This window comes from Winogradskyella sp. (assembly GCF_028282165.1).
Taxonomy (GTDB): Bacteria; Bacteroidota; Bacteroidia; order Flavobacteriales; family Flavobacteriaceae; genus Winogradskyella.
The window spans coordinates 108,639-130,786 of sequence record NZ_JANQIM010000005.1; the positions used below are offsets into that span (position 1 = coordinate 108,639).

The window sequence follows — 22,148 nt, forward strand, 5'->3', positions numbered from 1 at the left end:
AATAGCGAGTAAATAAATTAATAGCAATAGCTAATGTATAACAACTATGAAATATCTGTGAAATTTATCGACGATAACATATTAAATCCGTTAAAGTTATCTATCGGATTTTTAATGTTTTATGTATCTAAAAAAATGTTAGACAAAACGTTTTAATTAATCAGAAAAGAACTACTTTTTTTAATAATTGGAGTATCATCATATTAAGTATAACAATCTTCCAGGACTAAGATTTAACATAGTTTTGGTACAACTGATCTTAGTAAAATTGTATCTTTAAGTTTATGATAACTAGATTTTTAATAGGATTTTTAGCTTTAGGGCTTTTAAGTTGTGGCGGATCTAAGTCAGACAGAGTACCGGCTTCTAAAGTAGAGTCTTATGACCAATTAAGTACTTTAATAGAATCGGGTGCTTACCAGTTTAATCCAGAGATTTTATATCCACAAGAAACCCAAGATGTGGCCAATGCCGCAAATGCTCTATTAGGTTATTTTGCCAATGATGGTGCTTATGTTACTGTAAAACCTGGCTATTTTCTGAAGATTGAAAACGATTCTGCTATCGCAAAATTACCTTACATAGGTGAAATGACGAGAGGAAATTCTTATGGAAAGATTGATAATACAGGCATAGAATTTAATAGTCTAATCAAAGATTATATTGTTAGGGTTAACAAGCGCGCAGAAATAGTTATAAAATTTGAAACCAAGGGTTTATTAGAATCCTATGACGTTATCTTAAAATTGTTTCCAAATCATACCTCAGATTTAATGATTAATAGTTCAAATCGTTCAATGGTTCGCTATCAAGGGAAGATAGTGTCTGTGACCGATTAATCATTGCCAATACCGCAATGGCCTTCTACCAATTTTACTGTTTTTAATTTTTTCCAAACCGAATCTTCAAAATTAAAAGTAGATATCCTAAACAATAGCATATATTTATTTTGGTCAGTACAATAAAACGTTTCTATTGTAGCATACAAAGTGATGACTTTATTTGTAAAAAACGCATCATAGACTTGTATTCTTCCTTTGAAAGTGGGTAATGCAGAATCATTATTAACCAGTTTTACTTTTTCAAAATCAACTTTAGTAGTTGGTACATCAAAGGCCTTGTCTTTATTAACAACGTTCATTAAACCATCATAATAGAGTACCATATTACTTTCTAACATCTGAGTGGTCGGAACACTTTTTAAATTAACGTTCCACACAAATGCATAGGTAAAAAACTCTGGACTTTCAGGCTTATTCCAGTTTTTGGCAAACCGAATATCTTCATAACCTCTATAATCAATGTCTGGAGCAAAACTTAAGGGAAATCTTATCAATTCTTTAAGCCAGGTACTGTCTGCTGCTAGAATTTCTAAATCTTCGTCTTTTTGAGAGTAACAAATAACAGAATAGAGAAGTGTTAGGAATACTAATAGCTTTTTCATTTTTATAGACTTAATGTAACTTCAAAGCCAATACCATCAGCAATTGCACCATCGCGCAGTTTACTATTATAATCAACCCCCCAACGTTGTCTGTCAATTTTAAACTTTGTAATCATTTGTTGCTTTGCATAATCGACTTCGGCCTGAAAACTTATAGGCAAGGTAACTCCTTTTATGGTAAGATTTGCATCAACTTTCATATTTGTGCTATCGTGATATTCAACATTTGTAATAACTAGTTTAGCCGTTGGAAAATTTTCCACTTCAAAAAAGTCTTCATTTTTTAGATGATCCACTAAGCTTGCGTTTCCTTCTTCGTCTTCGATATCCAGACATGTTATTGAATTCATATCGATAATGAATTCACCGCCAGTAATAACATCTTCAGTCTTTATAAAGTAACCTTCTAATATACTAATAGTGCCATGGTGACCTCCAAAGTAAAATGAGTATTCACCAAACCATCTTAGTTCGCTCTTAGCGGTATTGATAACTAACTTTTCCTGAGCTTCTGTGATTGTGGATGATAAAAAGATAAGTGTAATAAATAATGTGAATTTCTTCATGATATATAGTTTTTATTAAATGATGGGATAAAACTAGATAGCGTTCTCTTGGAGAATGTCAAAAAAGTGCAAAAGAAGTGTCAAAGCCTTGCAAAATTTAATCGAAATGCCTGTTATTTGTAAGCGATATGAAGTTCAATTTTGATATACGATTTTTAATCATCGTTTTTGTGGTGTGTTTTGTATCCTGTAATTCGGTAGAAGATGATTTTTCCAGACAGGTTAAAATTGCATTACGTAATGCTGGTAATGAGTTATTGTTAAGCAAAAATGATTCAACCACGTTGATTTTACCTGTTAAAGAATTACATTCTAATAAGTATCAATTGGCATTTAATGCACCTTTGGCTTTTGAGCCTGAGGTTTTAGTTGGCCAATTAGAAGAAAGTCTAACAACATCTAAGCTTCCTGAGCATTATATCGTAGAAGTTATTCAATGTGAAGACCATGAGGTGGCGTATAGTTATCAGATGAGTGCCATTTTAGAAAGTACCATTATTCCTTGCAGTGGCCGCTATTTACCACAAGCATGTTATGTTATAGAAGTTGATTTTTTTAAAAGGGTAGAGCCAAATTCTGAACGTTCTTTTGCCATTGGTCTTATAATAGCTTTATTATTGGTATTAATAGTGTTTTTTTGGTTTAGAAAAAGCTTTTTGAAGCAATCAAAACAAGAGCCCATTAACTATGAGTCAATAGGAAGTTTTAAGTTCTATCCAGAACAGAATAAATTGATTAAGGAAGCGGAAGAAATTGCCTTATCCAAAAAGGAGTGCGAACTCTTGGCACTTTTTGTAGAACGTCCAAATGAGGTAATTAAACGCGATGAACTCACCAAAAAAGTCTGGGAAGATAATGGTGTGTTTGTGGGTAGGAGCCTAGATACTTATATCTCCAAACTCAGAAAAAAACTTAAATCCGATGCTTCAATTAAAATAACTAATGTACACGGTATTGGGTATAAGTTAGAGATTTAATAAATTCAAATTTATAACCTATAATAACTTTGACTCGTCCCTTTGGTACACGGACAATTGCTTGCACTTTGTAAAAGATTTAAACCAATAGTAACGACATGTGTACCTGTATTAAAGCCCGCTAAATCGTTAAAGGTCAATTGATACGAATAGGCAAAATAAAGCTGATTGTGCAATATACCGGCCATTGGCCCAAGGTTTAGAGGATTTAGGAATTGGTCATTAAGGAAACGATAAGATGCTCCTATCCAATAGTAGTCACCATTTCTGTTAAACTTTCTATACTTAAAATTCAAGTCTGTGGCTGAACGGTTGTCACTATCGAAGAATTGAAAGAATACAGAAGGTTCAAACTCTATGTCCTTGTTGCGTTCTGGACTAAACACATACCCAGTATACATCTGATAATTCAATAATAATCGTGGTTCTTGTACCGTTGCTGCGTCAAAATCGTCTATATCCTTAGCGACTAAATTATTGGCATTAAAACTAAAATAAAACTTGTTCCATCTGTAAAGAAAACCAGCATCAAAATTATTGTTATTGATGGCTCTGTCGCCATTCTGTATAATTGCAGGATCTTGTATTGGGACGTTATATTCAGAATTAAAGTTCTCCACTTCAATTCTGAAGTTATTAATGTTATACGAAAGTCCAAGTGAAAGGTATTGCTTAGATTTCCAGTCTAAGATTAAATGATGAGCAAAAGATAGCTTAAGTCCTTTTTGTCTAGTATTACCATTTTTATCGTTATAAGCAGAAACACCTATTCCTGAACGGTTAGAAATTCTAAAATCTGCATATATGGATTGGTTATCTGGCGCATTTTTAATACCCACCCATTGAGTTAAGCCATTAGCTCTAATTTTTAGATTATCACCAATACCAGCAAACGTTGGTGAAACCACAAAATCGTTGTCCGCTAGATATTGTGTCCAAACTGGTAAGTTTAACTCTTGACTAAAGCTTTGGGCTGTAGTTAAAAATAATATATATAGTATAATTCTCTTCATCTTAGTAGGTTTCATTCAATAGATTAGGGTTATCTGTATAGCGTAAAATGTCCAACAAACTCTCTATCCACATTTGGGTCGTTGGTCTTAACAACAAACCAATAATCACCTGTTGGTAATTCATGCCCATTATATCTACCGTCCCAGACTTCACCTACATTATAGGTCGCGACTTTTCGGCCATAGCGATCAAAAATATCGAAGGTTAAATTGGGGTAATTCTCTATACACTCTGGTGCCCAGGTATCGTTATTACCATCGCCATTGGGTGTAAACCAATTGGGGATACAGATGTCTACAAATTCTTGTTCTATTTGGGCTTCGGCAAAACAGCCATTGCTGTCAGTTACTACTACGGTGTGTATGCCCGATTCGGTTATTAAAAACGTATTCTCACTACCATAATCTTCACCATTCATAGTAAAAGTATAGTTGCCCGTTCCACCATCGGCATTGGCTATAATCTCATTAAGACCACCCGCCGTAAGAGTTAAAGTTACTGGGGCATAAGAATCCATGTCAAAGAAATCGGTATTAACCATACAGCCGTTGGTATGTCTAACAGTGATGTAGTTATCGAGCCCGACAGGTACATTCGTGAATACATTACTCAATTGATAAGGTCCACCATTTAAGGAGTAATCCAAATCGTTTAAATCTGTGATAGATTCATCTACGGTGACGGTTACTTCATTGCTTTGCAGATTATCCTCGCAGGTATATTCTATGATTACTTCTGGATTTATACTTACAGATTCTGGGAACGTGATATTCCACTCAGACTCGCAATCTTCGGCATCTCTTATGTAAACAATATGATCGCCACCTTCTAGATTGGTAAAGTCGAACACCGTTTGTGTTGGACCTCCAGTAGTGTATGGACCATCATAATTACCCAAGCTCACACTATATGGTAAATTACCACCAGAGATGTCAATACTAAACTCTCCATTGGCATCGCCTTCACAAAGTTCTGGAAAGAAAGAATCACCAATGATCGTTATAATAACAGGTTCTGGATCTAAAATTGTAAAGTCAAAGGTTAGATAGCATCCTAACTCATCTTGTACGATAAGACTGTAATCACCAGCTGCTAGGTTTTCAAACACGTTGGTTTCAAAAAATTGATTTAATTGTGGTGAAATAGCATATTGAATAGTTCCTGTTCCACCGGTAGCTGTAATTTCAACAAAACCATTGTCATTGCCCGCACAAGTTACATCGTTTACGGCTATTGTAGCCTCTAGTTGCGTGGTAGGTTCAGTAATAGTTATAGGTGCCGTAGTGGTAACACAATCACCGCTTTCTACCATAACCATATAATCTCCAGCTACTAAACCTGTAAAATTACCAGGCGTATTTTGGGTAGCATTGATTGTATTTCCTGCACCATCTTGCAGTGTATAATTATAATCTCCTAATCCACCTTGAGCTGTGGCTATGATTGATCCCGTATTATCGCCAGCACAATTGATAGATGGATTAGAAGATTCTAGATTTATAACTAACTCAGGTAGTGGATCAACCGTAATTTCGTTAGACACATTGGAGATACAGCCATTGGCATCCCTTACATAGTAGGAATAAATCCCTTCAGGAACCGAAAATGTAGTGGATGAGCTAAAGCTGCCTAATATAGTTGCAAAATTGCTTGTGTTGCTATATTCGTAAGGGCCTGTTCCGCCACTTGCACTTAATGTCAAGGTCGATTCTACTAAACAGGTTTGAGTAGATGCTCTAACCAAATCAACATCTAGTGGAGTAGGGTTGAAAATTTCAATATCTAAAGATGTCATTTCACAATTAAATCCATCTGTAATGGTGATATTGTAAGTTCCGGCACCTAAATCATTAAACACATTTGAGGTTTGTGGACCCGAAGAACTTACTGTCGGGGAAACCATATTTAAGGTATAGACGTAATTAGTGCCTTGACCGCCAGAAACCATATCTACAGTAATGCTAGCATTTTGATCTCCAAAACAATCTAAAACTGTTGTGTTTGGTATAAAGGTTGCTGTAATTGGATCTGGTAAATTAAGTATTATTGTTTCTGAAGCTAAACAACCTTCGGTATCTCTTACGTTAACTGTATAAGTGCCAGCAGATAAATCTGAAAATACATTATTGTTAGAATACGCAACAGTTGCATCTCCAGTTAATTCATATTCATAACCTCCCCAACCACCATCTGCGATTGCTGTTATGGTACCTTGACCATCATCGCAGGTTACATTAGAAGTTTCTAACAAGCTAAGTGTTAATGTTTCTTGAGGTGATGTAATAATTACATTACCAGTATTAGAACAAAATGGAAAGTCGGTTTGTGTAATAGTAACTGAGAATGTACCTGATTCCATTCCAGTAACGGTCAATGGATTTGTAGATGTGTTAGCATTGACGACACCTGTTACAGAAGCACCTAGACTATCGAAAACTTCATAAGTATAAGCACCTGCAAAATTGGTAATATCAATATCGAATGAACCTGTATTGTCACCAAAACATGTTATGCTTGAAGAAGTTACATTGAATAATGGAAGTATTGCTTCAGGTACTACAATTGTAGTTTCACTGGTACATAACAGTACTGTATCTGTAATTGTAATCGTATAAGTTCCAGAGGGAACACCAGTAAATGTATTTCCCGCTAAGCTAACTGAGGCAGGAGTTGGAGATATATTATACGCATAAGAACCAGAACCTCCTGAACCTGTTATGGTAATTTCACCATCATCATTGTTACACGAAGGTAAAGCTGTTGCTTCAGCCGTAACATCTATTGGTTCATCGATATCAATTGAAATTGAGTTACCACAACCATTGGCATCTTGTATTTCAATAGTATATGTACCAGCAAACAAGTTTGAGATGGTAAATGGCGCTGTTTGCGTTTGAAATGCTCCACCGTTTATACTATAACTGTACGGTGGTGTACCTGGAACATCCAGTACAATATCAATTTCATAATTACCATCTGTAATTTCACAAGTATTGTTGACAGTCCCTGAAATAGCAGGAGAATCGTCTGTATCAACAACAGTTACAGGACTACTTACAATACAACCAAAGGCATCCAATACATGAATATAATAACTACCAGCATCGACGTTAAATGTACTTGCTGAGTCCCATCCAGCATCCGTCACCAATGGTGCAGCGGGAGTAGTTGTAATTTGATATTCGTAAGGTGCTGTTCCGCCTTGACCAATAGCACTTATAACACCAGAATTTGGATTACAATTTGCATTTTGATCCACAGATACCGTTAAGTCCAATGGTGTAGGAGACTCTAAAATTTCAAAGATTTGAGACGCGGTTTCGCAACCATTAAAACTGCCTGTACCGTTTTCCGTGAAGACAAGGTAATATTGTCCAGGAGTTAATGTTCCAGGGTTTGGTGTTGTTACGGTCTCTGGTACTCCGAAGGTAACAGGTAGATTTGTAGGCCCATCTACTAATTGATTATCAAAAGCCGTATAAATTGAATAGTCTACGGACGTTGTTGTACTGTCAAAATTATCTATTGTGAAAGTCACACTTCCATCTGCTGCGCCTAAACACGTTACATTATTTGGCTCAACGACAGAGGTCAATGTTGAAGCAGGGTCTATGGCAAAATCAGCCGATTTTACAAAGTAACAATCCGTTACCAAATCATGTACTACAAATGTATACACTACACCAGGTATGAGATTGGTAAATGTCCTTACGTTGCCTCCAGGCGTATCAGGAGGGAAATAAGTAGAGGTATAAGGAATGGTATTAAATTCTAAAATTCCAAATTCATAGCTACCACTTCCAACCGCTGAAATTGCAGTAACTTCAGCAACGCCACCAGTAGTACAATCAGGTACAGAAATATTAACATCTATAATTAAATCCGATGGAGGGGAAGCTATAGTTATTTGTTGCGATAGACTACAACCATTAGCATCGACCACATTTATCGTGTAAACACCAAAATTGATAATATTAAACGTGTGATCTTCGTTTGAAGTAGCGACATAAGGATTCCCTACTATAACATCGCCAAAATTGTTTGAAATAAAATAAGTGAAAGAACCCGTACCACCAGTAACATTTTCTACTGTAATAGAGCCCAATGAAGAACCACCGGGATTGGTACAGGTAATATCTGTTTTACTCAAATCAAAATTAATAGGATCAGGTTCAGAAATTGTTATAGTTTCTGTTGTTGAACACGAGTTAGCATCAGTAATAGTTATGGTATAGGTGCCAGCAGGTAAACCTGATGTTTGAGTACCATAATCTGTCCCTGTGGTATCATTATTTACATTAATGGTAAATGGTGGGGTTCCAACCGTATCATCAATGGTAATATCTATTGCGCCATTAGCGTCACCATTACATAATATAGGTTGACTTTCTACTATAGCACTAAAGGCAGGAAGCGAAATAGGATTGACGATAATTATTGATGATTCGGCCGTACAGCCGTTAGCGTCTGTAATTTGGAATTGATAAGTTCCTGCTGTTGATGTAGTATAAGTAAATGTGGCGCCTGTCGATCCTAAAGATGTGTAAGTGCCGCCATCAATAGAAACCTCATAGGTATATGGGGCGGTGCCAGTAATTGTTCCAGTAAGTTCAGCATCAGGAGTTGCTGTACAATCTAATCCTTCAGTTAATACAACATTTACAGTTGGAGTAGGTATGGGGCTAATTGTATAGGATTCACTATAAATACAATCATTTTCATCCCTTACCTGGAATGTATAGGTATCCGGGGCTAATCCAGTAAACACGTTTGATGTCTGATAAGGCGTTACTGCCGTTGCTGGAGCAATGATTTGATATTCTATTGGGCCTGTTCCTCCAATCACATTTGATATGGTGATATCACTGGTTAAAGCTGGACACAAAACAGGCGTATTTGTAAATTCCAAATCTGTTGGTGGATCTAAGGCATCAATGACGATATCATTAGTCACTGCCGTACAGATGTTTGCATCTCTAATAGTAATGGTATACGAACCTTGTGTTAAGTCTGGAAATACATTACTCGTTTGAAAGTTAACACCATCGATACTGTATTCATAAGGTGGATCACCGCCTAAAACATTAGTAACTGTAATAGTACCAGTAGAATTACAAGTGAAATCTGTTGATAACTCAGCAGTTCCTGAAATGGCTATATTTTCAATTATAGTCACAGTTTGTGGCGTTGTAGTACATACAGATGTTCCTGAAGTATATTCTAATACAACGTCGTAATCACCAGCCACTAAGCCAGTAAACACATTGGAATTTGTAAATGTGGTACCACCATCAACACTATATGCAATACTATTTCCATTGGGGTTGGTCACATTTATAGTGATAGTTCCTGTATCTCCTGTGCCACCACATAAGATATCTGTAGTAGTTACATTGAATTCAGGGCTTGGAATATCATCGACAGTAATTGTAGTATTGGCTTCACAATTGTTAGCATCTAACACAAGAATATCAAAAGTACCTGGTGCAGTAACTGCAATTTGCGACACTGTTTGAAAATCTGTAGAACCATTTATAAAATAAAAATAGGGAGGTGTACCACCATCTGGATAAATGGTTATTTCACCATCTGTACAACTTAAAGGTGTTGTTAATGCTGCGGTAACCGTAAGTAAAGGTGGCTCGACTATAGTGATGTCTTCAGAATACAAACAGCCATTTTCAGTTTCAACAGTAACGGTGTACGTTCCTGTGTTTAGATTATCAAAAGAATAGGTATTCTCTAAAATAGGCCCAACGGTATTGACCAGTGTTCCGCTTTCACTTATAGTAAATGTATATTGCGGATCTACATCATTAGCAGCTAATTGAATACTGCCTCTCTCCCCAAAACATAGTGGTTGTGAAACGGTTGATGTCACCGTAAAATCTCGATCTCTTATAAGAACATCAGGAACTGAAAAAATACATGGATTTGTTGGTACACCGATCTGTCTTACAAAAACAGAATAAGTTCCTGGGACAGTAACAGTAAATACATTACTAGTTTGATAATTAACGCCATCTATACTGTATTCATATCCAGAAGGAACATCATTCACTGTAATACTTCCGTTAGTAGTACAAATAATATCAGTTGACACTACTGTTGGTACTAATAAGTTTTGATAAACATTAAAGTAGAATTGATTAAAACATCCACCAGGATAGTTGATAGTGAGACGAAATTGTCCAGCAGTATCTGCTAAAAAATCTGGTCCAGTTGCCACTTGGTTCCAAGTACAAGCAGGGTCTTCGTTGGCACAATCTGGATCGGAAACCGCAGCGCAGCTAGATTCATCTAGTCGTTCCCAAATTATAGATGTAGAATCTGAAATATTAGTTTCTATAAATCTGGAATCATCAGCACCACATAAGAATATGTTAGGTAGAAGTTTTCCATCATTAGGACAGGTTACAACTTCATCAGCATATGGAATTACAGGGTTTTCAATATCACCACCAAAAAGTTCAACCTCATATACTTGCTCAATAGATTGGCAAGGTGCTATGGCATTATTGAATGAATAATAGGTTCCCGTTGCCGTAACCGTAATCGTTTGTGTATTACCTATTACAGGTGTTCCTGATGGGTTTGTTGACCAAGTATAAGAATCATAACCATCAGCTGCCGTTAACTCAACACTATCGCCACATAAGATGACTTCCTCAATAAATTCACAATCCAAATCCGCTAAAAAATTTGTGGCTTGTGGTGTTAGCAAACAACCTGTATTACTGTTTAAACTAGGATCATCCGTAATTTGAAATGTTGGGTTGAAGAATCCATTATAAGTAGCAAAAGCTTGATTATTGATGATATTCGAGCAAGCATCAGCAAGATCGCTACACGTATCCACAACCTGTACTTCGATTCGTATTTCATAACGCGGATCACCTTCTTCCACTAGAGAATTATCAATATCAAAAATCAATTCTCGAGTCACAGGATCATAGCTTGCTACAGTTACCCCAGGAGGTAAAACCAAATCTGTAGGGTGGTTATAAATAATATTTATAGGAAGAATATCTCGTATTTGAAAGTTTGTAGCATTGTCATTACCTATATTCTGAAAACCAATAACATAATTTAATGAAGCACCTAGATCAACTAGTTGGCCGCCAATATCATTTCCTGCATCGTCTTCAACAATTTTTGTAAGTACAATGTCTGGTTCGATGATTTCAACAGCAAACGCGAAGAAATAAGGGAAATATGTATCTCCACTTGTTTCCAATCGAATTGTTCCTGAAGTAGCATCATTGGCAATAACAGAGTTGCCTGGATTAGGAATGGCGATTGTTCCGGTATCAAATCCTAGTGTATTTGTACTATTGGGAACACGATTGGTCACAGGAGTTGCGTCTAAACGTGTTACAGAACTATTGAAAAAATTAGCTACTGGACGATCGGTTGTAGATAAACTCACACCATTTAATCGTAAACGATCTCCTAAGATCGGACTATCTCCTTCTAGAGTTGCAAATGCAAAATTAGCTCTTACAGGTGCTGGCGCAGGAACTGTCCTAAAGCCATCTACGGGAATATCTAAATTTGGATTTCCACCCGGAACACTAATAGCACTAAAACCATCAAAGCTTGTAATGGATTTTCCTGGTAGAGTAGGGTCTTCATATACGATAAATAATGACCATCCTGCGGATTGCCCAGTACCATTATAAGGCGTGAAATTTGCTGTTTCTCCCAAGCCTGAGGATACGTTGGCAACAGTATAGGTCCCTAAATCTGCTCCTGAACCAAAACTAGTTACAATATCTGTAACATCTGCAAAACAAGCGTAGGAAAAACTATCGCCACCATCTATGGTTGTACCATTGGCATCAAAAATTAAAGTTCCAGTAACATCGTTATAGCCACCTGAAGGTCCTCTTAACTTTACTTCTGTTATTGGTTCGTTACCAGGATTTACGGCTCCCCAATATAAGCCTGCATAAATAATCTGATAACAATTGGGATTTGGAATTTCCAAATCTGCACTAGAGGAACTGAATGTTGTTGGGTCGCCATCGATATCAATATATTGCATATCGACATTATGGTTAAAGATACTCCCATTATTAAAAGGATCGTTATTTGGTCCAAGAATATTATTTCCAATTAAAACAATGTCACCTTTTAAATCTTCATTGAACCTTGGTGTAAATGGCACATAATTTTGTGCATAAAATGCCACGCTAAAGCATATTGCTAGTGATACTAATAATGCCTTTGAAAAAGTAGGTTTTTTCATGATACTTGGTTTTACTTCCTCACCGTTTCTTGGGGCAATGAAATTGTGAAGAACTGCTTAACTTATTAATTTTCTATTTTCACGAGGGACATTTTTATATTATACGGTCTATCTCCTTTAGCTTCCATAGCTTTATTGGCAGCTCGGATACTATCAAACTTACTGTAGTAAATGTAATATTTACTTGTATTCACATCATAGAAGAAATCTACATTAGCACGACCAGAGGCTATAACTTTGGTCAGGAATTGATTTCTTTTGTTTATATCACTATGTACAGCAATAATGAGGTAATAACCACTCTCTGTATTGCTTACATTTTTAAGAATTTTAATGTTTTCACCTTGTTCTTCGCCAAAATCAAAATCTTCTGATGCATAAGGTGTTTCTACTGGCTTTGTGGTACGTTTTATGTTTTGAAGCATAGCTCTATCTTGGGCATATCGATCTGCCTCATTGTCGTATGCTGCACGTTTAATTCGTCTTCTCTTTTCAAATTCCGTTGCTATTCTAATCGTTTCCAATCTAGCATCTAATTGATCTCTAAGCGCAATAGTTTCTTCTTGTTGGGTTTTAAGATCCTCTATTTTCTTTTTGAAATAAACTGTTACCTCATCTAGTTCTGTAGTTTTGAATCTTTCTTCATAAAGTGTGTTTAATGAATCGATTTTTTCGCTTTGGGACTTAATTACCTTATCAAGATCTGATTTGATTCCTTGTAGTTTATTGTTCTCTGCTGTAACGCTCTTAAAAGGTTTTGGTTGAACTGCAATACCTTGGTCGCTAAGATCATTTTCCTCCTTTAGATCTTTTAAATCTTCATCTTTTATATCTACAATACTCTCAAATTCCTCTAGAAGTCTTTTCTGTGTTCTAGTAGATTTTTCTGCATCTTTTGTTATACTAGCTATAGCTTTGCCTATCTCATCTTTTGGATTAGCAATTAATTCTTCCTTGGCGTTTTCTGTAGCTTCCTCTCTCTCTTGTTGTTCTGCAAGTTGCTGAGCTCTTACTTCGGCCTCTTCTTGTTCTTGAGCCTGTTGTTGCGCTAATAGCTTAGCCTCAGCCTCCGCTTGCTCGGCTGCTTTTCTTTCGGCTTCTTCCTGTGCTTGTTGCTCTGCTAATAGTCTTGCTTGTTCTGCAGCCTCTTCTCGCGCTTTCTGTTCAGCTAGTTGTCTTGCTCTTTCTTCTGCTTCAGCTTGTTCTTGGGCCTGCTGTTGTGCTAATAGCTTAGCCTCAGCCTCTGCTTGCTCGGCTGCTTTTCTTTCGGCTTCTTCCTGTGCTTGTTGCTCTGCTAATAGTCTTGCTTGTTCTGCAGCCTCTTCTCGCGCTTTCTGTTCAGCCAGTTGTCTTGCTTTTTCTTCAGCTTCAGCTTGTTCTTGGGCCTGCTGTTGTGCTAATAGCTTAGCTTTGGCTTCCGCTTCTTCTTTAGCTTTAATTGCGGCCTCTTCCTTGGCTTTTTGTTCAGCCAACTCTTTTGCTTTTAGGGCTTCTGCTTCCCTTTTTGCGCGTTCTTCTGCTAATTGTTTTGCTTCTTCCTCGGCTTCAGCTATAGCATTTGCTTCGGCTTCTTTATTCGCATTTTCCTCAGCCTCTCGATTAAGTTTTGCTTGGGCTCTTCGCTCTGCTGCACGCTCTCTTATACCCGCTAATTCTTCTTCTGTAGCTTCTACAATTGGTTTGTTTCGTTTTCTCGTAAATAAACCACTAACTTCTTCGTCACCACTATAGTCATAGCGTTTTTTAGAAATAATTCTATAAGCTAAAGTGATTTCATGTGATGGTCCAAACTCCACAAGTTCACCAATAGCCTTTTCAATATTGTATTCTAGAGCTATATTTCTTGTGATGTTTAATCCTAAGCCTCCTGATACACCAAATAGGCTGTTATAGCCTACTTGAAACCATATCCCTTTTGGAACATTGAGAGATGCTATTCCAGAAATTATCGTTTCATCTTGTCTAAACTCAGACATTAAAATTCCTGAAAACTTAGTGCCTTCAAAGAAACCGCGACCATCAAAATACCCTGTATGCATCACATGTGCTTGGATACCTTGTCTTGGATCGTCTTCAATCATGGATGATGTTTCAAGGTTATAAAGCACTAGGTTATTGATAGCGATTCCGAAATCTAAAAATTTAGTACCGTAATTGATTCCTGGGTTAACAGTAAACAAAAAGTTCTGAGGGACATTCTGTAATGATGGATCATCAAAATTGGTAACGATATTGGAAGTGTTTATACCACTGCTGTAGGCTCCAACATTAAGACCAAAAGTTAAGTTGCTATCTGTATTAAGCTTAACGTTGTAAGCAAAATTCAATAGACCCCCAAAGGTTGTTAGTACCCCATAGTTTTGTTGAAATGCCGCTATCCCGGCACCGATATTTTCTGCAAAGCGACCCGAATAACTTCCTAAGAAAGTTTCAGGGGCATTGTCAAATTGTATCCATTCGCGCTTGTTATTAAAGCTTATGTACTTGTTTTGTTCTCTGACAAAAGTAAATGTAGGATTTAAAGCATAGCGATTAAAAACCAAAGAGTTTCTTATCGGTAAATCGAAAGAAACAACGCCATCATCTTGCTGTGAGAACACGAGTAGTGAAGAACAACACAATAACAATATGATCAGGAGAGGTGCTTTCATACTACTTCACAATTGTTATTGATCCTTTTTTTACTTCTCCTTCAACTGTAGTTATTATGTAATAAAACAGTTGATTTACACTCGTTAGGTTTAAATCACCTTCTGGCCAGTTATTTTGGTAATCTATGGTCTGAAAGACTACTTTTCCTTGCTCGTTAAGAATGATTACCTCTGTATTTGTACCGCTTGTGTATTGTAATGGTAATATCCAAGTATCATTAATCATATCACCATTTGGGCTTATAACATTTGGTATGTTTGGTACATCTGGAAATGGATCAAACCCTTCTTCTATGGTAAACTGATACACTCTAGATCCGTTACAGCCCGACGTTTCTGTAATAACGACTTCATAATCGCCAAACTCAGTAGCTTCAAGTGTATTTTCGGTTTCTCCTATGATGAGTTCATCGTCTAAGTACCAATCAAATATTGGACTTATGGCATCATTTGTTATGGTAACCGTAAGGGTTTCACCTTCTATAAGGTAGTTTAATTCTTCTATATTAATTTCACTTTCAAAAAGTTCACTTTCCAATTCTATTGAACCTGAGGCTGAACATTCTCCAAGATCTACCTGAACTGAAAATGTACCTGACTCATCGGTTTGATACATTTGACCTGTAGCATCTGGGATTTCTACGCCATCTTTAAACCATTGATAGCTGTTACCACCTATAGTGCTCAATGTCGTTAGACCTTGTTCTGGACAATAGGGATTACCTAAACTCGATGCAATTGTAGCATCGGCATCACCCGAAATACTTACTTCACTTATAGTAACACGATTGGAGAACGAATTTGATGTACACGTTCCATAGTTTGTCTCTACAAAATAGGTGCCTTCTTCATTAACAGAAAGGGTAGAACCTTGAGCAACAAATACTGCTGTTGTCTCACTGGTTTCCTTATACCAATTGAATGTTAATGATGGGTAATTTAGTGGAGAATCGTTATTCCCAGTCCCAGGGTTATCTATAGTTAGGAGATAACTACCTCCTGTACAAAAAGCACCAGTTGAAACAAGATTGTTAATTGTAAATGGTGAGTCTTGTAACTTATAGTAGGCAGCAAAGGCAACCGAAGCTGAACTTGTAGCTGCTGGAGAACTGCTTTTTATACGAATTCTAAAATTTTCTCCAGTTGTAGTTTCCGGTATGGGAAAATCTACAGTAGCTGGAGATGTAGTAATCCATCCAGGTGAAGATGTGTATACTATAACTGGATCAGAAAAATCTCCATCTGCATCAGATAGTTCCACGGTAAATTGATTTGATGCATTCACCGCAGATTCAGGAGAAAACACAAACGTAGCACTAAACGAATTGAAAGAATCACTAGCGCATGCCTGACTAAACCCTAAATTAGGCTGACCTATCACCATTTGGGAATAGGCTTGTTCTTGGGAAAGAACAGCCATAACAAGGCAAAACGCAGTTAGCAGTTTATTTAGTTTAGTAGTTTGGGGCATTGCTTTTAAGCTGTAATTTTTTAATCTATAGGCTATGGTATTAGTTAGTGATGATTAGTCTTCATCATCGTCATCATCGTCAATAAAATCATTTGAGGCTATAATTCTATTTACTTGCAATCTGAAATCAGGATGCTTACTATTCTTAACATCGATAAAGGTTTCTACATCAGACCCTTTTGCATATAGGTTATCAAATGCTCTGCTACCGTACCAGCTTTCTAAATCATCATTATTAGTGTATCCCTTTTTAAAGATATTACCTTTACAATTGTTAAAATAGGTTCTTGTAAATTGTATTTTTTCTAAATTTTCGTTATTCAATTTGATTTTATTATCTAAAATAACAGCTGGGTAAAACCCAGAGACTACACTTTTATTGATAGCAAAAGAAACATCTGCACCTATATATATAGCTTCTTGAACCAAACCTATTTCCATATCTGATTTTATATCATCTGAAACATTCAATAATGTTAAGTTTTCGGCATTCACAAAGGTTTGTCTCTTGGATGTGTCTGATTCCTCTTTATTATCATAGGATTTAACAACCATGCAGCGCGATCCATTTGCACTTGATACGTATGGTGATCTTATGGCTAACGAATTAATTAACTGGCACTGAGTCCCTAAGTTAAATTCATAATCATTGCGCTTAGATCTGTAAGACACTAATTTTTCCAAAACTACAGACCCACCAAGGACATGAAACGAATTACCAGCACTATAACTGGTCATTACATTCTCTACAACGGTTTGGTTACCAATACCAGCTAAGGTCAAAGCATTTAAGTAACCATGTTTTTTGGTTCGCTTTCCTGCAAATTCAATTCTTACATATTTAAGAATTCCAGAGTTGCTTTCTGGATTTGTTCCACCAAAGGCTATATTTTCGGTCGCCGAAGGGCGTAAGCCATAATTTAAGGATTCCTGTTCGCCATAGGTATTTATAGGTGCATCACCTAAAATAAATATTCCTCCCCAATCTCCTGGTTTTTTGTTATCTCTGCTCGATGTAAAAACTATGGGATCTGTTTCGGTACCCTTAGCAATAATCTTAGCACCTTTACTAATGATAAGTGACGCTTTAGAATCGAAATCTCCGATAATCCTAGTACCAGGTTCAATCGTTAACGTTGCACTATCTGTTACAAAAACATCACCCAAAAGTAGGTAAACATCTCTTTTAAGTAGCTTAGTATCTTTTGTGATTTTTCCACTCAAAATTTGAGTAGGCTCACCATAATCGGGTTGACTAGGTTTAAACTCCGTCCATGAATTTAGCCAATTGTTATAGCCAATTATTCCTTTCTCCTGTTGTGCAAAACAATTGCTTAACACTAATAGAAAAATAAGCGCGGTTTGAATAAAATTTTTCATAGTAGTTAAATTCGTTTGTTAGATTTTGTGGGTTTTTTACTAATAGCCTCAAACATAGGAATAAATCCTATGAAATACAAGAAAATATCGATGAAATGCACTTTAATTGTGGCTGTTTGATATTTTTCTTACAAATAGTGTCGAATTTTGACAAAAAAGAGTGACCTTCTAAATTAATGTATTGCTAATCAGTAAATTGAAAAATAAAAAAACCTCGTTGTAATGCGAGGTTTAGAGACGTAATTGTTTAAGAGTTAATCTTCTTTAAAATCGTTGTAGGTATGGAGGGCTTTTAAAGTAGATTCATAAAATAGAATAGCGGCTATTAAATCGTTGGTATCGGAATACGGTAATATTTTGGTCTGAAACTCAACAGTACTTTTAAAATAATCATCTGAGGCTTCAATATTTTCTTCCAAGGCCTTTTTGTTATCCTTTGTTTCAGGAATACCTAAAGATTTCATAGTAACACCAGGCTTGGTAGCAAAGGCGATGTTTGGCAGAATGTTTACAATAACTTCTATACGTTCTATATATAAGGTCAATAAATCACCCTTAGACATTTCATCGAGTTGTTCGCGACTATGGTATTTAGAAATGTTCACTTTACCACTTATGATGCTAAGAGACTTATCGTTTTTCTTTTTAGGTGCATCATTTTGGGCATGGCCAAAACCTATGACTAGGAAAAATAGTGCACTAAATAAAGTAAGTTTTGCTTTCATATTTACAGTATTGATTTGGACTAACGGAGACAAATCTATACAAAATAATAAGAAAAACAACAAAATTTCACGTTTTTTCGTAAATAATTTTAACACTTTAAGTGCAAAAATATCGGATAAACTGCGTATTTACTGGATAAAATACGTATTTCGACGATGAAATACAATTTTATCATTTTTAACATTTTTCGGTTGTTGTTAAGCCTTAAAAATGGTAAAAATCGAATTTCATTTACACCCCATTTTTATCATTTTGTGACATTATTTTGCCATTTTGAGGTGGTAATCCTTGATTTTAGATCATGGTGTATTTCATCGTCATTTTTTGCATTTTCTAACACTTTATCGCTAAATATTGACATTGACGTGATTTTTAAGGCTTTAGGAAATTTTTGAAAGATTTTTGGTCTAACCCAAATCATTTCTACTCATGAAAAATCTTATTGTTGTATGCTGTCTCATATGTTTCTACAGTGCATTAAATCCAATATTTGCACAGTCGAGCCCTATTTACGATAGAGCAGAAGACCAATTAAGTCACACAGATACTATTCCAGACTTTAGATCAAAAACCAATAAGTTAAAATTAACGGGTATTATTTATCAAAGCGATGGTGTAACTCCTGCTAACGACGTTATTGTATATATAGAACAGCCAAACGAAGATGGTGATTTTGATTTAAGACGTTCGGGCGATCAACGTTATGTATTCCATAGAAGTTGGGTAAAAACTGATGCTGAAGGAAGATATACATTCTATACTTTCATCCCTGGTGGCGATAGACGTTATAATCAAATGCAACAGATTTTCCCTATTATAAAAGAGGCTTCTAAACCAGAAAGGCATTTAGAGTCTCTATTATTTGATGACGATCCTTTATTGACAAAGCGTTGCAGAAAACGTTTGACTAAAAAAGGAAAAACAGGAAGAATTTTAAAAACAAAAAAGGAAAATGGCATTCTTATAGCCACAAAAGATATAGTATTGTCTGAACATACTGAACCGACAAAGTAAGTCAACATGCTCAATTAGTTAACCGCAAAAGCTCTGAATTTATTTTCAGGGCTTTTTTTATAATAAGCGTTCTGCAATATCTAACCAATTATAGACCTTTGTATATTCAGTTTCGTGTTGATTGTGCGGAGAATCGAATAAAAGCGTATCTCCTACAAAATCTTTCAGGTTTAAACTACGATCGTCAATAAGTAGGTCTCCATGTAAAATGTGTTTATGCCCACACATTATGCGATGTTGCCAAGTAATATACGGGAAGTACTTGTCTAGCCATTCACTTTTTTCTTTCATTGAATTTGGAAACAACGTTGCTGCCGTAGCAATATACACATTGTATTTTTGGCAAAGGATTTCCATTACTTGTTGGCTATCTTTCTTGGGTTCTAAATCCGTAAAAAAGCCTATTTGACTTGCATGCTTTCGAATACTGTCTTGATGCGGTTCTGGTACATTTTGCCAAACTTCGCCCGACTCGATCTGCGCTAAGGATAATTGTTGTTGATATTCTTTATTGTATAATTCAATGTGCTTTTCATAAGTGCAGGCAAGCACATCGTCCATATCTACAAAAATAGTCATCATTGTTTTTTTGCAAAAAAAATAGGTTTACTCCAGCAAATCAATAGCTATTCAAAAACTTCATATAGATTTAATGTTCTAGACGTGTTTATTTAATTTAATCATAGTGCATTTTAGAGTATAGGAGTTTAGAAATTGTCAGTAACTCTATATAATTAAAATAGTGAACAAATTGGTTAAAATCCTTGTTTTCAAAGCCAGTTTAAGTACGTAAATTTAACCAAGCATTGCATGAAACATAAAGTAATTGATTGTCCATAATCGCTAAAAAGAAACATGCAATGCTTTATTTTATAAAGATATAAGGTCTTTTTGGTTCTTGTATGACGCTTATTGAACCACCATTTTACTTCATTTCTTAAATATTCCTATATTTAGCGTAAGTGAAGACTAAGTTTAAACCATATCTTTTAGTACTGATAACCCTAGCAGTAATCTCATGTCAACAGCATAATGCATCTCAATCTAAGAATATAGATTCCGATTATAACCCAATTGTGGCTAATTCTGTGGATCGAGATTTAGATGACATAAAAAAGGATGGTACTTTAAGGGCTTTAGTAGTTTACAGTAGTACCAGCTACTTCCTTTACAAAGGTCAGGCAATGGGTTTTGAATACGAACTCTTAAACAAGCTGGCCGATCATCTTAATCTTGAGCTGGAGCTTGTCATTTCTAATGATTTAGATTCAGAATTTGAGGTGCTAAATAGAGGTGATGTAGATCTTATTGCACATGGTATGACCATTACCAATCAACGCAAATGGGAAGTGGGTTTTACCGAACATTTATATCTTACCAAGCAAGTCCTTGTGCAACGCAAACCAGATAATTATCAAAATATGTCTTGGGCCACACTTCAAAAACATTTGGTACACGATGCCATAGAATTAATAGATGATACAGTTTCTATTAGAAAAAATTCGGCCTATTCTGAACGTATTTTAAGTTTATCGAATGAAATAGGGGGTGACATAGTCGTTGACACCTTAGATAGCAAATTAACAACGCCCGAAATCATAGATATGGTGGCCGAAGGAAAAATTAAATACACCATTGCTGATGAGAATCTGGCTAAAATCAATGCATCTGTTAGGCCAATCTTGAATATTGGTGTTCCAGTTTCATTATCCCAGCGTATCGCTTGGGTGACCAGAACCAAATCCGTAAAGTTTAGGGAAGTGATCAATAACTGGATTAAAAATGAAAAGAAGAAAACAGAATTTAAGGTCATTTATAATAAGTATTTCAAGAACAAACGATCATTTAACCGACGTACTAAAAGCGATTATTATAGCCTTAAAAATAATCAGATTAGCAAATACGACGAGCATATTAAAACTCATGCAGAAAAGATAGGCTTAGATTGGCGGCTTTTAGCTTCACAAGTTTATCAAGAGTCCAAGTTTGATCCGAATGCGCAATCTTGGGCAGGTGCAAAAGGATTGATGCAAGTAATGCCTACTACTGCAGAATCATTGGGAATTAAAGACATTTCAGATCCCATAGAGAGCTTGCGTGGCGGTACGGATTATTTATGGCAAATGTATCAATATTTTGACCATATTGAAGACTCTAACAATCGTATAAAATTTGCTTTGGCCTCTTATAACTGTGGTTATGGCCATGTGCTAGACGCACAAAGACTTGCCGAACATAATGGGTTGAATCCTAATATCTGGACCGGACACGTTGACCAAATGATAAAGGCACTCAGTTTACCAAAAAACTATAATAAGCCATTTATTAAACATGGTTACGTAAGAGGTTCAGAACCTGTACGGTATGTAGAACAAATCTTTGAGCGCTATAACCATTACAACCAATTTATTAGTTTGGAGTAGTTGCCATTCATTAACAACAAAACACACTATAGAAGATATCATTAACAAACGTATATAACCAATATGGGTTTAAATATTTTTTATATATTTAAGAAATCGCTTTTCTAAAAGCGAATAATTCCCCCTAATTTCAATTAGTAGCACTTTTTCGGTATAAAATATACCCACTAACAGGTATTTACTCATGCTTGTTTATGGGATAGATTAGTCATTAATTAAAATCATATAGAT

13 protein-coding genes are annotated in these 22,148 nt (G+C 35.9%); 4 read left to right on the forward strand and 9 right to left on the reverse strand.

Annotated elements, in window-relative coordinates; genetic code table 11:
* Positions 1-284: 284 nt before the first annotated feature.
* A complete protein-coding gene (locus Q0972_RS02355; RefSeq protein ID WP_299362098.1) occupies positions 285-839 on the forward strand; it encodes a DUF4251 domain-containing protein in 555 nt (184 codons plus the stop codon).
* On the opposite strand, the gene Q0972_RS02360 is transcribed toward Q0972_RS02355, so the two are convergent.
* On the reverse strand, positions 836-1,444 hold the full coding sequence (locus Q0972_RS02360; protein ID WP_299362102.1) for a hypothetical protein: 609 nt from the start codon (positions 1,442-1,444) through the stop codon (positions 836-838). The two genes, Q0972_RS02355 and Q0972_RS02360, sit on opposite strands and share 4 nt — an antisense overlap.
* 2 nt (positions 1,445-1,446) lie before the next feature.
* Positions 1,447-2,010, reverse strand: a complete 564-nt coding sequence (locus Q0972_RS02365; RefSeq protein ID WP_299362104.1) for a YceI family protein — start codon at positions 2,008-2,010, stop codon at positions 1,447-1,449.
* Between the two features lie 128 nt (positions 2,011-2,138).
* Here Q0972_RS02365 and Q0972_RS02370 point away from each other — a divergent pair, with 128 nt between their 5' ends.
* Positions 2,139-2,987 (forward strand): winged helix-turn-helix domain-containing protein, encoded by an 849-nt coding sequence (locus Q0972_RS02370; protein ID WP_299362107.1) that lies wholly within the window; start codon positions 2,139-2,141, stop codon positions 2,985-2,987.
* 11 nt (positions 2,988-2,998) lie between these two features.
* Here Q0972_RS02370 and Q0972_RS02375 read toward each other — a convergent pair whose 3' ends face one another.
* The 6 genes from Q0972_RS02375 to Q0972_RS02400 form a co-directional block, all read right to left on the reverse strand.
* A complete protein-coding gene (locus Q0972_RS02375; protein ID WP_299362110.1) occupies positions 2,999-4,000 on the reverse strand; it encodes a type IX secretion system membrane protein PorP/SprF in 1,002 nt (333 codons plus the stop codon).
* Positions 4,001-4,029: 29 nt separating this feature from the next.
* Positions 4,030-12,252 carry a T9SS type B sorting domain-containing protein gene (locus Q0972_RS02380; protein WP_299362112.1) on the reverse strand — a complete coding sequence of 2,741 codons (8,223 nt, stop codon included), beginning with the start codon at positions 12,250-12,252 and terminating at the stop codon, positions 4,030-4,032.
* Positions 12,253-12,317: 65 nt separating this feature from the next.
* The gene (locus Q0972_RS02385) at positions 12,318-14,903 is read right to left on the reverse strand and encodes a PorP/SprF family type IX secretion system membrane protein (RefSeq protein WP_299362115.1); all 2,586 of its coding nucleotides are present in this window, start codon (positions 14,901-14,903) and stop codon (positions 12,318-12,320) included.
* Between the two features lies 1 nt (position 14,904).
* Complete coding sequence (locus Q0972_RS02390) at positions 14,905-16,323, reverse strand: gliding motility-associated C-terminal domain-containing protein (RefSeq protein ID WP_299362116.1); 1,419 nt, start codon at positions 16,321-16,323, stop codon at positions 14,905-14,907.
* Positions 16,324-16,428: 105 nt separating this feature from the next.
* Positions 16,429-17,754 carry a hypothetical protein gene (locus Q0972_RS02395; protein WP_299362117.1) on the reverse strand — a complete coding sequence of 442 codons (1,326 nt, stop codon included), beginning with the start codon at positions 17,752-17,754 and terminating at the stop codon, positions 16,429-16,431.
* 254 nt (positions 17,755-18,008) lie between these two features.
* The gene (locus Q0972_RS02400; RefSeq protein WP_299362118.1) at positions 18,009-18,479 is read right to left on the reverse strand and encodes a hypothetical protein; all 471 of its coding nucleotides are present in this window, start codon (positions 18,477-18,479) and stop codon (positions 18,009-18,011) included.
* A 430-nt stretch (positions 18,480-18,909) separates the two neighbouring features.
* On the opposite strand from Q0972_RS02400, the gene Q0972_RS02405 reads away from it, so the two are divergent.
* Complete coding sequence (locus Q0972_RS02405; protein ID WP_299362120.1) at positions 18,910-19,494, forward strand: hypothetical protein; 585 nt, start codon at positions 18,910-18,912, stop codon at positions 19,492-19,494.
* A 57-nt stretch (positions 19,495-19,551) separates the two neighbouring features.
* Here the strand turns inward: Q0972_RS02405 and Q0972_RS02410 are convergent, their stop codons facing one another.
* On the reverse strand, positions 19,552-20,076 hold the full coding sequence (locus Q0972_RS02410; RefSeq protein WP_299362122.1) for a 5'(3')-deoxyribonucleotidase: 525 nt from the start codon (positions 20,074-20,076) through the stop codon (positions 19,552-19,554).
* A 380-nt stretch (positions 20,077-20,456) separates the two neighbouring features.
* Here Q0972_RS02410 and Q0972_RS02415 point away from each other — a divergent pair, with 380 nt between their 5' ends.
* A complete protein-coding gene (locus Q0972_RS02415) occupies positions 20,457-21,917 on the forward strand; it encodes a transporter substrate-binding domain-containing protein (RefSeq protein ID WP_299362123.1) in 1,461 nt (486 codons plus the stop codon).
* Positions 21,918-22,148 lie beyond the last annotated feature (231 nt).

What these genes read in the sequence shown, in the direction of transcription:
- Q0972_RS02385 (WP_299362115.1), bottom strand. Translation starts at nt 14,903, where the DNA reads ATGAAAGCACCTCTCCTGATCATATTGTTATTGTGTTGTTCTTCACTA.
- Q0972_RS02355 (WP_299362098.1), top strand. Translation starts at nt 285, where the DNA reads ATGATAACTAGATTTTTAATAGGATTTTTAGCTTTAGGGCTTTTAAGT.
- Q0972_RS02390 (WP_299362116.1), bottom strand. Translation starts at nt 16,323, where the DNA reads ATGGCTGTTCTTTCCCAAGAACAAGCCTATTCCCAAATGGTGATAGGT.
- Q0972_RS02370 (WP_299362107.1), top strand. Translation starts at nt 2,139, where the DNA reads ATGAAGTTCAATTTTGATATACGATTTTTAATCATCGTTTTTGTGGTG.
- Q0972_RS02375 (WP_299362110.1), bottom strand. Translation starts at nt 4,000, where the DNA reads ATGAAGAGAATTATACTATATATATTATTTTTAACTACAGCCCAAAGC.
- Q0972_RS02400 (WP_299362118.1), bottom strand. Translation starts at nt 18,479, where the DNA reads ATGAAAGCAAAACTTACTTTATTTAGTGCACTATTTTTCCTAGTCATA.
- Q0972_RS02360 (WP_299362102.1), bottom strand. Translation starts at nt 1,444, where the DNA reads ATGAAAAAGCTATTAGTATTCCTAACACTTCTCTATTCTGTTATTTGT.
- Q0972_RS02410 (WP_299362122.1), bottom strand. Translation starts at nt 20,076, where the DNA reads ATGATGACTATTTTTGTAGATATGGACGATGTGCTTGCCTGCACTTAT.
- Q0972_RS02380 (WP_299362112.1), bottom strand. Translation starts at nt 12,252, where the DNA reads ATGAAAAAACCTACTTTTTCAAAGGCATTATTAGTATCACTAGCAATA.
- Q0972_RS02365 (WP_299362104.1), bottom strand. Translation starts at nt 2,010, where the DNA reads ATGAAGAAATTCACATTATTTATTACACTTATCTTTTTATCATCCACA.
- Q0972_RS02395 (WP_299362117.1), bottom strand. Translation starts at nt 17,754, where the DNA reads ATGAAAAATTTTATTCAAACCGCGCTTATTTTTCTATTAGTGTTAAGC.
- Q0972_RS02405 (WP_299362120.1), top strand. Translation starts at nt 18,910, where the DNA reads ATGAAAAATCTTATTGTTGTATGCTGTCTCATATGTTTCTACAGTGCA.